This is a genomic window from Herbaspirillum sp. NPDC087042 (genome assembly GCF_044745245.1).
In the GTDB taxonomy this organism is placed as follows: domain Bacteria; phylum Pseudomonadota; class Gammaproteobacteria; order Burkholderiales; family Burkholderiaceae_D; genus Herbaspirillum.
On sequence record NZ_JBIUZW010000001.1, the window covers coordinates 374,523 to 387,703 of the forward strand.

Sequence of the window (13,181 nt, forward strand, 5' to 3'; positions counted from 1 at the left end):
TACTCCGCTTGAATTAATCGTCAATATTGATTAATTTAATCAACCTGTCGACTTGCCAAGTGATCCCTCATGGCCACCTATCTCTCTTCGGCCGAAGCGGCCACGCTGCTGGGCGTCTCGCGCCAGACCCTGTATGCCTACGTCAGCCGAGGCCTGCTGCACGCCCATCCGGGCGAAGAACAGCGCGAAAGCCGCTACCTGGCCAGCGAGGTGGAACGACTGGCCACCAGCCGTACCCGCGGTCGCAAGCCGCGCGAAGTCGCCCGGGCGGCACTGGACTGGGGCTTGCCGGTGCTGGAGTCGGCACTGACCCTGATCGAGGATGGGCGCCTGTACTATCGCGGCCACGACGCCGTCACCGTCAGCGTCGGCGCCAGCGTGGAGCAGGCCGCCGCGCTGCTCTGGGATTGCCGGGAGGAAGATGCCTTCGGTCCGCATGCGCCGCCCCTCCCCGAGGGCGTCGATACCCTGCGCGCCCAATGGCAGGGTCGCCGTGCCGAACAGACCCTGCTGCCGCTGTTCGCCCTGGCCTGCGGCGACGACATCGGCGCCCAATGGCGCCTGCCACCCGAACGGCAGCTGGCCAGCTGCGGCCTGCTGGTACGCCGCCTGGCCGCCTGCTTGCTGGGGATAGCCCCCTCGGCAGCCCCCATCCATCTGCAATGTGCGCAGGCCTGGCAACTCGATGCCACGGGGGCCGACCTGGTCCGGCGCGCGCTGGTGTTATGCGCCGACCATGAATTGAACGCCTCCGGCTTCACCGCCCGTTGCATCGCCTCCACCGGCGCCAACCTGCAGGCGGCCGTCATCGGCGGGTTGGCGGCCTTGAGCGGCCCGCTGCATGGCGGCACCACGGCACGCGTCGAGGCCCTGCTGGATGAACTGGATACGGCTGCCGATCCGGGGATTTGCCTGCGGGAGCGCCTGGCGCGTGGCGACGATCTGCCCGGCTTCGGCCATCATCTCTATCCGCAAGGCGATGTGCGCGCCAGCGCCCTGCTGGCCGACCTGCTACCCCTGCATCCGCACTGGCGTACTGCCACCGAGGTGATGCGCGAGCTGACCGGCCATGCGCCCTCGGTCGATTTCGCCCTGGCGGCGTTGCGACGCCATCTGGGTCTGCCGCCTGGCAGTGCCTTCGGCCTGTTCGCCCTGGGCCGCTCGCTGGGCTGGATCGCCCACGCCCTGGAGCAGGGGCGCACCGGCAGCCTCATCCGGCCACGCGCCGCCTACGTTGGCGTGATGCCCATCGCTAACTGACAAAATTGTCATATTGGCGTCAGCGTGATGTCGACCGGTAACGATTACAGTTGCGACCAGTAGCAGCAGTGGCCGATGCATTCGCGCTGAGGGGCGCAGATGGCGGCCTGTCCGTCATCCGCAGCCATTTCCGTGAGCCTTATGGTCGTCCCGTTCCGCCGCAGCGCCGCCAGTACCAGCACGCGTCATTTCACACATCCCCAACATCAATCCCCCTTCCGCGCCACAAGGGGAATGAGCGTGCTGTTGCTGGCGGCGCTGCTGGGCGGATGCGCCGTCGGTCCCGACTATGTGCGCCCGCGCATGGACCTGCCGCAGGCCTACAAGGAAAACGGCCCCTGGAAAGTGGCCACGCCGCGCCAGATCGATGACAGCCAGCGCTGGTGGGAAGCCTATGGCGACCCCATCCTCAACGACCTGATCACCCAGGCCAACGCCGCCAACCAGTCCATCCTGCAAGCCGCCGCCCAGTATCGCCAGGCCCAGGCTACGGCCCAGGTGGCGCGTGCCAGCCTGTGGCCCACCGTCGGCCTGCAAGCCGGGCCGACGCGGGCACAGACCAATACCAACGGCGTGCAGCGCCTGGCCGACACCTATGCGGTGGGCCTGAACGCCTCCTGGGAAGCCGATATCTGGGGTCGCATCCGGCGCGGCGCCGAGGCTGGCGACGCCACTGCCCAGGCCAGCGCGGCCAGCCTGGCGGCGGCGCGACTGTCGATCCAGGCCACCCTGGCTCAGGATTACCTGCAACTGCGCGTGACCGACCTGCAAAAGGATCTCTACGGTCGCACCGTGGAGGCCTATACGCGCTCGCTGCAACTGACCACCCACCAGTACGAAGCCGGCACCGCCCTGCGCTCCGACGTGGCCCAGGCCGAGACCCAGTTGCGTGCCGCCCAAGCCCAGCTGATCGACCTGGACGCCACCCGCAACCAGCTCGAACACGCCATCGCCATGCTGATCGGCAAGGCCCCGGCGGCCTTCTCGCTGGCGCCGGTGTTGCCGGTCGCGGCCAGCGACAGCGCCATGGATGCCAACGCCCAGCGCCTGCAGGCCAGCCTGCCGCAGATCCCTACCGGCCTGCCCTCGGACCTGCTGGAACGTCGCCCCGACATCGCCAATGCAGAACGCCTGGCAGCCGCCGCCAACGCCAATATCGGCGTGGCACGCGCGGCCTACTTCCCGACCCTGACCATGGCCGCCAGCGGCGGCTACAGCAGCCTGGCTTTCGCGCAACTGTTTGATACCCCCAGCCGCGTCTGGTCGCTGGGTGCCCTGCTGGCCGAGACGCTCTTCGACGGTGGCGCCCGCAGCGCCCGCAACGATTCGGCCCTGGCCGCCTACGATGCCGCCGTGGCGCAGTACAAGCAGACCGTGCTGGGTGGCCTGCAGGAAGTGGAAGACAACCTCTCCACCCTGCGCGTGCTCGACCAGGAAAGCGTGGTCCAGGCCCAGGCCGTGAAATCGGCCCAGCTGGCAGAACGCTTGGCCCTGAGCCAGTACCAGGCCGGTACCACCACGTATCTCTCGGTGGTGACCGCCCAGGCCACCTCGCTGACCAACCAGCGTAGCGCCGTCACCCTGCTGGGTCGCCAGCTGGTGGCCAGCGTGGCGCTGGTCAAGGCGACCGGCGGTGGCTGGCAGGCTGGCCAGATCGACCAGGCCGCCACTGCGGCGGCAACCCCGGTGGCCGCGCGCTAGCGTCTCCATCATCCATTGCGACGTATCACGTATTCCGACTTACCCAGCGATCATTTCAGGACGAGTTTCAGGCATGACCACATCCTCCCAAGCTCCCAAGCGCTCTTCTACCGCCGTCGCCGTGGCAACGGCCCTGATCCTGGCCGCCGGTGCCGGTGGCTGGCTGCACATGCAGCGCGCCAGCGCCGCCGACCAGGCCCCCGCCAAGGCCGCACCGCCGGTATCGGTCAGCCTCACCACGGTGCAGCAACGCGACTTGCCGCTTTACCTGGCCGGCGTCGGCACGGTCACGGCCAACGCCAGCGTGACGGTCAAGACCCGCATCGATGGGCAGCTCGACAAGGTCGGGTTCAAGGAAGGCGAAGACGTCAAGAAGGGCCAGCTGCTGGCCCAGATCGATCCGCGCGCCCTGCAGGCCCAGCTGGCCCAGGCCGAAGCGCAGCGGGCCAAGGATGCAGCGCAATTGCTCAATGCGCGCCTGGACCTGCAGCGCTACACCACCCTGCGCGGCCAGGATGCGGCCACCCAGCAGCAGCTGGATACGCAAAAGGCCCTGGTGGCCCAGCTCGAAGCGGCTGTCAAGACCGATGACGCCCAGATCGCCTATGCCAAGGTGCAACTGAGCTACACCACCATCACCGCCCCCATCTCGGGCCGGGTCGGCGTGCGCCTGGTCGATCCGGGCAATATCGTCCATGCGGCCGATGCCAATGGCCTGGTGGTCATCAACCAGATCGATCCGATCACCCTGCTCTTCACCCTGCCTGAAGAAGCCGTGGGCACCATCAACCAGGCCCAGCGCGACAGCCAGCATCCGCTCAAGGTGGTGGCCTATGCCCGCGACTCGCAGGACACCCTTGCCACCGGCAAGCTGATCTTGCTGGACAACCAGATCAATACCAGCAACGGCACCGTGCAACTGAAAGCCCGCTTCGAGAATGCCGACCACAAGCTGTGGCCGGGCCAGTATGTCAACGCCCGTCTGCAGATGAATACCCATGGCGAGGTGCCGACCCTGCCGGCAGCGGCCATCCAGCGCAACCAGCAAGGCACCTATGTCTACGCCGTGGATGCCCAGGACCAGGCCTTCGTGCAGCCCGTCAAGGTGGAGCGTATCCAGGACGGCATCGCCGTGCTGGTGGCCGACGCCGCCCTCAAGCCTGAGTTGCGCGTGGTGCTGGACGGCCAGTACAAGCTCAAGCCGGGCACGCGCATCGTGGAAAGCAAGCCTGCTGGCGCCAAGCCGGCAGCAGCTGCTGCTGCCAATCCGGAAGCGAAAGGAAGCACCAAGTGAGCGTTTCCGCAGCCTTCATCAAACGCCCCATCGGCACCACGCTGCTGGCCATCGCCATCCTGCTGGTCGGGGTGGCGGTCTGGCCGCTGCTGCCGGTGGCACCGCTGCCGCAGGTGGACTTCCCGACCATCCAGGTGACCGCGCAGTTGCCCGGAGGCAGTCCCGAGACCATGGCCTCCAACGTGGCCCAGCCGCTGGAGCGCCAGTTCTCGCTCATTGCCGGCCTCTCGCAGATGACCTCGCAGAGTACCCTGGGCAGCACCCAGATCACCCTGCAATTCGACCTGAACCGCAACATCGATGCCGCCGCACTGGACGTGCAGGCCGCCATCAATGCGTCGACCGGGCAATTGCCGGCCAACCTGCCCAATCCGCCGACCTTCCGCAAGATCAACCCGGCCGACTCGCCCATCATGATCATGTCGGTGCAGTCCGATGAGCTGCCGCTGACGGTGGTCAACGACTACGCCGACAACATCCTGGCCCAGCAGATCTCGCAGATCTCGGGGGTGGGCCTGGTCAACGTCAACGGCCAGCAGAAACCGGCCGTGCGCATCCAGATCGATCCGGCCAAGATCGCCACGCTGGGCATCAGCCTGGAAGACATTCGCGGTGTCATCGCCACCACCACCGTGAACCAGCCCAAGGGCACGGTCGATGGCGCCAACCAGAGCTTCACGGTCTATACCAACGACCAGTTGCTCAAGGCCGCCCAGTGGAATGACATGGTCCTGGCCTGGCGCAATGGCGCGCCGATCCGTGTCAAGGACATCGGCGTGGCCGTGGATGGCCCCGAAAACAACAAGATCGCCGCCTGGGCGTTCTCCGGCGCGGCCGCTGGCAGCGACCACAGCATCACCAATGGCCGCTCCATCGTGCTGGCCATCACCAAGCAACCCGGTGCCAACGTGATCGAGACCGTGGGTCGCATCAAGGCCGCCATGCCGCGCCTGCGTGCCGCCATTCCGGCCGCCATCCACGTCAATACCCTGATCGACCGCACCCAGACCATCCGCGCCTCGGTCGAAGACGTCGAATTCACCCTGATACTGACCATTGCCCTGGTGGTGATGGTGATCTTCGTGTTCCTGCGCAATGTGGCCGCCACGCTGATCCCCAGCGTGACGGTGCCGCTGGCCATCATGGGCACGGCCGCCGTGATGTATGTGGTGGGCTATAGCCTCGACAACCTGTCATTGATGGCCTTGACCATCGCGGTGGGCTTCGTGGTGGATGACGCCATCGTGATGCTGGAAAACATCTATCGCTACGTCGAGGAAGGCATGTCGCCGATGGAAGCCGCCCTCAAGGGGGCGGGCGAGATCGGCTTCACCATCATCTCGATCTCGGTCTCGCTGGTGGCGGTGTTCATCCCGCTGCTGCTCATGGGCGGCATCGTCGGCCGCCTGTTCCGTGAGTTCGCCGTGACGGTGACCCTGACCATCGGCGTGTCGGTGATCATCTCGCTCACGCTCACGCCCATGCTGTGCTCGCGCTTCCTCAAGAGCGAGCACGCCAACCAGCACGGCAAGCTGTACCAGCTCTTCGAGCGCGGTTTCGACGCCATGCTGCGCGGCTACAAGCGCGGCCTGGACGTGGTGATGAAGCACCAGTTCATCACCCTGATGAGCTTCATCGCCACGGTGGCATTGACGGTGGTGCTGTTCATCTTCATCCCCAAGGGTTTCTTCCCGCAGCAGGATAACGGTGTGATCGTCGGCTTTGCTGAATCGGCCCAGGACACCTCCTCGGCGGCCATGCAAAAGCGTCTCCTGAAGGTCGCCGAGATCGTGCGCCAGGATCCCGACGTGACCGGCTTTGCCATGAGCGCCGGCTCGACCACCTTCAATACCGGCCAGTTCTTCATCGCCCTGAAACCCAAGGACGAAGGCCGCACCGCCAACGCCGACGAGATCATCACGCGCCTGCGCCCCAAGGTGGCTGGCGTACAAGGGGTGAACCTGTTCATGCAGGCCAGCCAGGACATCAACGTCGGTGGCCGCCTGGCACGTACCCAGTACCAGTACACCGTCACCGATACCGACCTGGATGAATTGAACGTGTGGGCGCCGCGCATGCTGGAACGTTTCCGCCAGCTGCCGCAATTGACCGACGTCGCCTCCGACCAGCAGAACCAGGCCGCCGCCGCCGTCATCACGATCGACCGGGCACGCGCTTCCAGCTTCGGCATTTCGCCCTCGCTGATCGACGCCACCATCTATGACGCCATCGGCCAGCGCCAGGTCGCCCAGTACTTCACCCAGATCAACAGCTATCACGTGGTCATGGAAGTCACGCCGGAGCTGCAGAAGGACCCGGCCCTGTTCGACAAGCTCTACCTGACCTCCCCCCTGACCGGTCAGCAAGTGCCGCTGTCGACCTTCGTGAAGGTCGACACGACCAAGACTTCCTACCTGTCGATCAGCCACCAGAGCCAGTTCCCGGCGGTGACGATCTCCTTCAACCTGGCCAAGGGTGTGTCCCTGGGCGAGGCCGTGGATATCATCAACAAGACCAAGGAAGAAATGGGCGCGCCGCAGACCCTGGTGGGCAACTTCCAGGGCACGGCCAAGGCCTTCGGCGATTCGCTCTCGTCGCAACCCTACCTGATCGCGGCTGCCCTGATCGCCGTCTACATCGTGCTGGGCCTGCTCTATGAAAGTTACATCCACCCGCTGACCATTCTCTCCACCCTGCCCTCGGCCGGCGTGGGGGCGCTGCTGATCCTGATGGCGGGCGGCTACGACCTGTCGGTGATCGCCCTGATCGGCATCATCCTGCTGATCGGTATCGTCAAGAAGAACGGCATCATGATGATCGACTTCGCCCTCACCGCCGAACGCACCCAGGGCATGAAGCCGGAAGAAGCGATCTACCGGGCCTGCCTGCTGCGCTTCCGCCCCATCATGATGACTACCATGTGCGCCCTGCTGTCTGGCCTGCCGCTGATGCTGGGCCACGGTGCCGGCTCCGAGCTGCGTCGCCCGCTGGGCTTCTCGATGGTGGGTGGCCTGGTGCTGTCGCAGGCACTGACGCTGTTCACCACGCCGGTGGTCTACCTGTACCTGGATCGAGCGCACTACTGGTACATGGACAAGAAACAGGCCCGCCAGGAACGCAAGGCCGCCCGGCTGGCCAAGGCACAACCGCCAGGACACTGATGACCGAAAAAAGCCGGACAGGTAGAATCCGGTCTAGGCCGCAACCGGGGAGTCCTGCCCCGGCGCGGCAGGTGGAGAGCGCATGAAGATCCTGATAGTCGAAGACGAGCAAAAGATGTCCGAATACCTCTGCAAGGGCCTGACCGAGCAGGGATGCGCGGTCGACCTGGCCTCCAACGGGGTGGACGGACAGCACCTGGCGATCCAGCATGATTACGACGTGATCGTGCTCGACGTCATGCTGCCGGGGCTGGATGGCTTCTCGGTGCTGCGCTCGCTGCGCACCATCAAGCAGACCCCGGTCATCATGCTGACCGCCCGCGACAGCGTGGAAGACCGCATCAAGGGTCTGCACGAGGGCGCCGACGATTACCTGATCAAGCCCTTCTCCTTCCTCGAACTGCTGGCCCGCCTGCAGGCACTGACCCGGCGCGGACGTTCGCAGGAGCCGGCGCAGTTACGCATCGGCGACCTGCAGATCGACCTGCTCTCGCGCAAGGCCTTCCGGGGCGGCTTGCGCATCGACCTCACCGCCAAGGAATTCGCGCTGCTGGCCGTGATGGCGCGCCGCCAGGGCGAGATCCTGTCCAAGACGGCCATTGCCGAACTGGTCTGGGACATGAATTTCGACAGCAATACCAATGTGGTCGAGGTCGCCATCAAGCGCCTGCGCGCCAAGATCGATGCGCCCTTCGAGCAGAAACTGCTGCATACCGTGCGGGGCATGGGCTACGTGCTGGAACCACGCGCCGCCGGCGAGGCCAGCGATGACTGACCAGGTCTGACCATGACCGATCCCGCCCAACCGCACCAACCCTGGCTGCGCCTGCCGCTGCGCCAATCGATCACGGCCCGGCTGGTGCTGATGTCGGCGGCCTCGGCACTGTTCATCTTTGCCCTGGCCGGGATCGTGCTCTACACCGTGCTCAAGGGCGAGCTGATGCGCCACGAGCGCGACGGCCTCTTTACCACCCTCAACGACATCAGTTACCAGATCAGCCGCGCCGGCAATACCGAGCGCTGGGGCCGGGTGCAACTGAAGCTGGCCACCCTGACCCAGGCCGACCAGCACGTCTCCTTCTGGATCGATGGCAAGGATCCGCGCTTCACCTTCGGCGACCTCACGCACCTGCATTCCAGCCACATCACCGAGGACGACGGCAAGTCGGTGGGCCGCCTGCACCTGCCGGGGCGGCAATACCCGGTCCACATCATGACCCGTACCCTGCCGGCCTTCGAGGAGAGACCCGAAGTGCAGGTCACCGTGGGCGTGGATGGCGCCCCCTACTTCGAGATGCGACGCACCTTCCTGCTGGCCACCACGGTGTTCTCGCTGCTGGGGATCGTGCTGGCCGTCATCTCCAGCTACTGGATCGCACGGGCCGGGCTGGCGCCCCTGCGGCGCATGTCGGCGCGAGCGCAGAACTTCACGCCGCGCAAGCTCTCGGCGCGCATGCCGGTGGAGTCGTTGCCGGAAGAACTGTCGGTGCTGGCTGAAGCCTTCAACGGCGCCCTCGGCCGTATCCAGGAAGCCTATACCCAGCTGGAAGCCTTCAACGCCGACGTCGCCCATGAATTGCGCACGCCCCTGGCCAACCTGATCGGCGAAACCCAGGTGGCGCTGGCGCGTGAGCGCAGCGCGGGCGAATTCAAGGATGTGCTGCAATCGAACCTGGAAGAACTGGATCGCATCCGTTCCATCATCAACGACATGCTGTTCCTGGCCCGTTCCGACCAGGGCGAGGCGGCGACCGCGCGGGTGCCGGCGCGCCTGGCCGACGAGGTGCAGAAGACCGTGGATTTCTTTGAGTTCGTGCTCGATGACGCCAGCATGATCATCACGGTGGCCGGCGATACCGACGCCACCGCGATGATGGAGACGGCCCTCTTCAAGCGCGCCCTGACCAACCTGATCCAGAACGCCATCCAGCATTCGCCGGTCGGCGCGCTGATCCGCATCGATATCGCCAGCCAGGAAGAAACCGTGCGCGTGGCCGTGACCAACCCCGGCGCGCCCATCGACGAGCAGCACCTGCCGCGCCTGTTCGACCGCTTCTACCGCGTCGACAGCGCCCGTCAGGATATCAATGGCAGCCATGGCCACGGCCTGGGCCTGGCCATCGTCAAGGCGGTGGCGCGCATGCATGGCGGGCGTGCTTTCGCCTACAGCAATGGCGGGCACAACAGCATCGGCTTCACGATCGCGCGCGACTGAGCTTGTGCGCTGTGGCGCCGTTGCTGTATCTGCAACGCGTGCAAACATCTGTACACGCCAGCCGCCGCCCGCCGCACTATCATGGAATCCCTGCACAGGACAGGCCCGGCCTGTCCCAGCGGCTTTATCAGGAAACCACCGCCATGATCGTTCGTCCCCAGCCCCACTGGTTCCGCATGCTGTTCGTCTGGAACGGCTCCGTACTGCGCGCCATCATTCCGCAGATGCTGCTGATGACGGCCGTGTCGACCCTGGCGGTCTTTACCGGTGGCAAGATCTTCGGCGACAAGCTGCCGCTCAATACCTCCACATTCACCTTGCTGGGTGTGGCGCTGGCCATCTTCCTGGCCTTTCGCAACAATGCCAGCTATGACCGCTACTGGGAGGGACGCAAGATCTGGGGCGCGTTGCTGATCGCCGCACGTGCATTGGGCTCACAATGGCTGCACTATGCCGGCGGCGACACTGCACAGCGCCAGCTGTTCATCGACCGTATCGTCTTGCTGGTGCATGCGCTGAAGCACCAGTTACGCAAGAGCTCACCGCAAGCCGACCTGGAGCGCCTGCTGCCGGCGGCGCAGGCACAGCAGCTGGGTCAGGCCCGCTATCTGCCGGTGGCGGTGATGGACCAGCTGCGCGGCCTGCTGGCCCGCGCCAATGATGAAGGACGGCTATCGGATGCCCGCCTGTGGGCCTGCGACCAGCAGCTCAACGAGATCAACCACTGCATCGGTGCCTGCGAACGCATCGCATCCACGCCCATTCCCTTTGCCTATGGCGTGCTGCTGCACCGTACCGTCTACATCTACTGCCTGTTGCTGCCCTTCGGCCTGGTCGATGCCATCGGCTATGCCACGCCGCTGATCTCGGTGTTCGTGTCCTATACCTTCCTGGCGCTGGAGGCGATCGCCTGCGACATCGCCGAGCCCTTTGCCATCAGCCCCAACGGCCTGGCACTGGAAGCCATCAGCGTGGAAATCGAGCGCTCCCTGCGCGAACTGGCCGGCCAGCCCCTGCCGCCGGCCGTACGCTGCGGCCCGGACTATCGTCTGGACTGATCAGTAGCCTCGCTTGAGATCGACGTTGGCGGGGATCTCGCCACTGTTGCGATAGTGCGCGATATTGGCCGCCACGATGGCCGAGGCGGTCTGGCAATCGGTCGGGGCCGAGCAATGGGGCAGCACCGTCACGCCCGGATGCGACCATTGCCAGGCCGTCGACGGCAAGGGTTCGATGGCGAACACATCGAGTACCGCATGACGCACCTGTCCCGCATCCAGGGCCACACGCAGCGCGGCATCGTCGATGATGGGGCCGCGTGCGAAGTTGATCAGCTGCGCCTGTGCCGGCAGTAGTGCCAGGCGCTCTGCGCCCAGCAAGCCCCGGGTATCCTCGGTCAGGGGCAACAGGCAGACCAGGATATCGCTCTCTTTCAGCAGTTGATCCAGGCCCTCCATGCCGCTATAGGTCTGCACGCCCGCCACGCTGCGCGGGCTGCGGCTCCAGCCGCTGACCGGGAAGCGCGCCTGGCGCAAGGCCTGCGCCGCCGCCTCGCCCAGCGCGCCCAGACCCAGCAGGCCGATGCGGCGCTGCTCGGGCAGGACATAGTCGAGCGAGTCCCAGCGCGCCTCACGCTGCTGGCGCGCATAGGCCGGCATGTCGCGATGCAGGTAGAGGCTCCAGGCCAGCACGGCCTCGGCCATGGTCGCGGCCAGGCGCGGATCGACCAGGCGGGTGAGCTGCAGGCCGCTGTCACCCAGGTCGGCCACCAGCCTCTCGACACCGGCCCAGACGCTATGTACCCATTGCAATTGCGGCAGCAGCTTCAGCTGTGCCGGATCGGGATTGGCAACGATGGCCAGCCGGCATTGCGCGCGCTGCACCTCGTTCAGTTCCGAAAACGCCAGCAGTTCTTCGTCTGGCATGGCCGACCGCAGGGCCTGCAACCAGGTCGCTACCGACGCGGCATCGCCCTGGCTGACGAAGGGGATTGGGGTCTTGCCGCTCATTGCGCGTAGACCTGCTGCAGGTCCTGGAAGCCCTTGACCTCGATGGGATTGCCGAAGGGATCCAGGAAGAACATGGTGGCCTGCTCGCCCGGCTCGCCGGCGAAGCGGATCTGCGGTGCCAGCACGAACTTCACTGCGCCGCTGGCAGTGAGGGTATCGGCCAGCTGCTGCCAGTCCTGCATCTGCAGGATCACGCCCAGGTGCGGCATCGGCACCATGTGGTTGCCGACCTTGCCGGTATTGCTCACGGCAAAGGGCTCGCCCAGGTGCAGCGACAACTGATGGCCGAAGAAGTCGATGTCGACCCAGGTATCGGTGCTGCGGCCTTCCTGGCAACCCAGCAGGTCGCAGTAGAAGCGGCGCGCCTGGTCGAGGTCGCGGACGTGATAGGCGAGGTGGAAGATGGATTTCATGGAATCTGGCCCGGTGGAGGTGGAAGTCAATCATGGCACGGCCGCCCATGCCCTGCATCGGTATGGCCAGGCATGGGGCGAGCGGGAACGATCTGTCAGCATAGCGATCCATGAACAAAAGAGATAGCATTTAATTCTTATTGAGTTCAAAAGGATTTCTTATGGAGAGCCGCTACCTGAAAAGCCTCATCGCGGTGGTCGACAGCGGCTCCATCGCCGATGCCGCGCGCAGCGAGCACCTCACCGCGGCCGCCATCAGCCAGCGCATCCAGGCGCTGGAACGCGAACTCGGCTGCGCCCTGCTCTCGCGTGCCGGCCATGCGGCCCTGCCCACCGAGGCTTGCCTGGCGCTGTTGCCACGGGCGCGCCGCATCGTGCGCGAGGTGGCCTTGCTGGCCGGTGACACCGACGACGAAGGCCTCACCGGCGTGCTGCGCATCGGCGCCATCTCCACCGCCCTGACCGGCCTGCTGCCGGCTGCCCTGCGCGCCCTGACGGCACAGGCGCCGGGCCTGCGGCCCACCATCGTGCCGGGGACCTCGCGCGGCCTGTACCAGGCGCTGCTGGCCGGGGACCTGGATGCAGCCATCCTGGTGGCACCGCCCTTCGCCCTGCCGCGCAGCCTGCAAGCCCGCCTGTTGCAGCGGGAAGAACTGGTCCTGCTGGCGCGCCGCAGCTTGCGCGGCGACATCGACGACTTGCTGCAACGACAGGCCTACATCCGCTACGATCCGGCCGCGTGGGGGGGACGCCTGGGCCAGCGCTACCTGGACGACCAGGGCCTGCGGCCCACCGTCCTGTGCGACCTCGATGCGCTGGAGACCATCGCCATGCTGGTCGCCGATGGCGTGGGCGTGAGCCTGGTACCGCGCTGGAACGGACTGGAGAAGCTGGCCCGGGCTTGCCGCGTGGAAGCAGTAGAACGCGCGCCGGGAGATCTCTACACCCGCGACATCCTGCTGCTGACCCCGGCCCAGAGCGAACGCCCGACCATGCTCAGGGCGCTGGCCGAGGCGCTGCCGGCGGCGTGACAACGCACCAGCCCGATATGCCGGCGGTGCTTGACGTGCGTCAATGAGCCTGTGAATTGGAGTGGACGACCTGACGGGCAAGGCCTAGTCTGAAGCT

At 65.9% G+C, this 13,181-nt stretch carries 10 protein-coding genes; 8 read left to right on the forward strand and 2 right to left on the reverse strand.

Annotated features, from left to right (window positions below; translation table 11 throughout):
- The first annotated feature begins 69 nt into the window (after nucleotides 1–69).
- The 7 genes from ACIPHN_RS01685 (at nucleotide 70) to ACIPHN_RS01715 (ending at nucleotide 10,689) form a co-directional block, all read left to right on the forward strand.
- A complete protein-coding gene (locus tag ACIPHN_RS01685) occupies nucleotides 70–1,260 on the forward strand; it encodes a citrate synthase family protein (protein ID WP_400431816.1) in 1,191 nt (396 codons plus the stop codon).
- A 234-nt stretch (nucleotides 1,261–1,494) separates the two neighbouring features.
- Nucleotides 1,495–2,961 carry an efflux transporter outer membrane subunit gene (locus tag ACIPHN_RS01690; protein ID WP_400431819.1) on the forward strand — a complete coding sequence of 489 codons (1,467 nt, stop codon included), beginning with the start codon at nucleotides 1,495–1,497 and terminating at the stop codon, nucleotides 2,959–2,961.
- A gap of 73 nt (nucleotides 2,962–3,034) precedes the next feature.
- Entirely contained in the window at nucleotides 3,035–4,255 is a 1,221-nt protein-coding gene (locus ACIPHN_RS01695) for an efflux RND transporter periplasmic adaptor subunit (RefSeq protein ID WP_400431822.1), read from the forward strand.
- Nucleotides 4,252–7,416: an efflux RND transporter permease subunit gene (locus ACIPHN_RS01700; protein WP_400431824.1), complete on the forward strand. Its 3,165-nt coding sequence runs from the start codon at nucleotides 4,252–4,254 to the stop codon at nucleotides 7,414–7,416. The genes ACIPHN_RS01695 and ACIPHN_RS01700 overlap by 4 nt, the downstream gene beginning before the upstream one ends.
- Nucleotides 7,417–7,498: 82 nt before the next feature.
- Nucleotides 7,499–8,191: a heavy metal response regulator transcription factor gene (locus tag ACIPHN_RS01705; protein ID WP_400431826.1), complete on the forward strand. Its 693-nt coding sequence runs from the start codon at nucleotides 7,499–7,501 to the stop codon at nucleotides 8,189–8,191.
- A 12-nt stretch (nucleotides 8,192–8,203) separates the two neighbouring features.
- Nucleotides 8,204–9,631: a heavy metal sensor histidine kinase gene (locus ACIPHN_RS01710; protein WP_400431829.1), complete on the forward strand. Its 1,428-nt coding sequence runs from the start codon at nucleotides 8,204–8,206 to the stop codon at nucleotides 9,629–9,631.
- Between the two features lie 143 nt (nucleotides 9,632–9,774).
- A complete protein-coding gene (locus tag ACIPHN_RS01715; protein WP_400431831.1) occupies nucleotides 9,775–10,689 on the forward strand; it encodes a bestrophin family protein in 915 nt (304 codons plus the stop codon).
- On the opposite strand, the gene ACIPHN_RS01720 is transcribed toward ACIPHN_RS01715, so the two are convergent.
- Both ACIPHN_RS01720 and ACIPHN_RS01725 read right to left on the reverse strand, forming a co-directional pair.
- Nucleotides 10,690–11,640 (reverse strand): 2-hydroxyacid dehydrogenase, encoded by a 951-nt coding sequence (locus tag ACIPHN_RS01720; protein WP_400431834.1) that lies wholly within the window; start codon nucleotides 11,638–11,640, stop codon nucleotides 10,690–10,692.
- Nucleotides 11,637–12,053 carry a VOC family protein gene (locus ACIPHN_RS01725; protein WP_400431837.1) on the reverse strand — a complete coding sequence of 139 codons (417 nt, stop codon included), beginning with the start codon at nucleotides 12,051–12,053 and terminating at the stop codon, nucleotides 11,637–11,639. Before ACIPHN_RS01725 ends, ACIPHN_RS01720 begins: the two co-directional genes overlap by 4 nt.
- Before the next feature lie 161 nt (nucleotides 12,054–12,214).
- On the opposite strand from ACIPHN_RS01725, the gene ACIPHN_RS01730 reads away from it, so the two are divergent.
- Nucleotides 12,215–13,084 (forward strand): LysR substrate-binding domain-containing protein, encoded by an 870-nt coding sequence (locus ACIPHN_RS01730; protein ID WP_400431839.1) that lies wholly within the window; start codon nucleotides 12,215–12,217, stop codon nucleotides 13,082–13,084.
- Nucleotides 13,085–13,181: the final 97 nt, after the last annotated feature.

Coding starts and splice junctions, on each gene's coding strand:
- ACIPHN_RS01685 (WP_400431816.1), top strand. CDS start 70: ATGGCCACCTATCTCTCTTCGGCCGAAGCGGCCACGCTGCTGGGCGTC.
- ACIPHN_RS01695 (WP_400431822.1), top strand. CDS start 3,035: ATGACCACATCCTCCCAAGCTCCCAAGCGCTCTTCTACCGCCGTCGCC.
- ACIPHN_RS01705 (WP_400431826.1), top strand. CDS start 7,499: ATGAAGATCCTGATAGTCGAAGACGAGCAAAAGATGTCCGAATACCTC.
- ACIPHN_RS01730 (WP_400431839.1), top strand. CDS start 12,215: ATGGAGAGCCGCTACCTGAAAAGCCTCATCGCGGTGGTCGACAGCGGC.
- ACIPHN_RS01715 (WP_400431831.1), top strand. CDS start 9,775: ATGATCGTTCGTCCCCAGCCCCACTGGTTCCGCATGCTGTTCGTCTGG.
- ACIPHN_RS01690 (WP_400431819.1), top strand. CDS start 1,495: ATGAGCGTGCTGTTGCTGGCGGCGCTGCTGGGCGGATGCGCCGTCGGT.
- ACIPHN_RS01720 (WP_400431834.1), bottom strand. CDS start 11,640: ATGAGCGGCAAGACCCCAATCCCCTTCGTCAGCCAGGGCGATGCCGCG.
- ACIPHN_RS01710 (WP_400431829.1), top strand. CDS start 8,204: ATGACCGATCCCGCCCAACCGCACCAACCCTGGCTGCGCCTGCCGCTG.
- ACIPHN_RS01725 (WP_400431837.1), bottom strand. CDS start 12,053: ATGAAATCCATCTTCCACCTCGCCTATCACGTCCGCGACCTCGACCAG.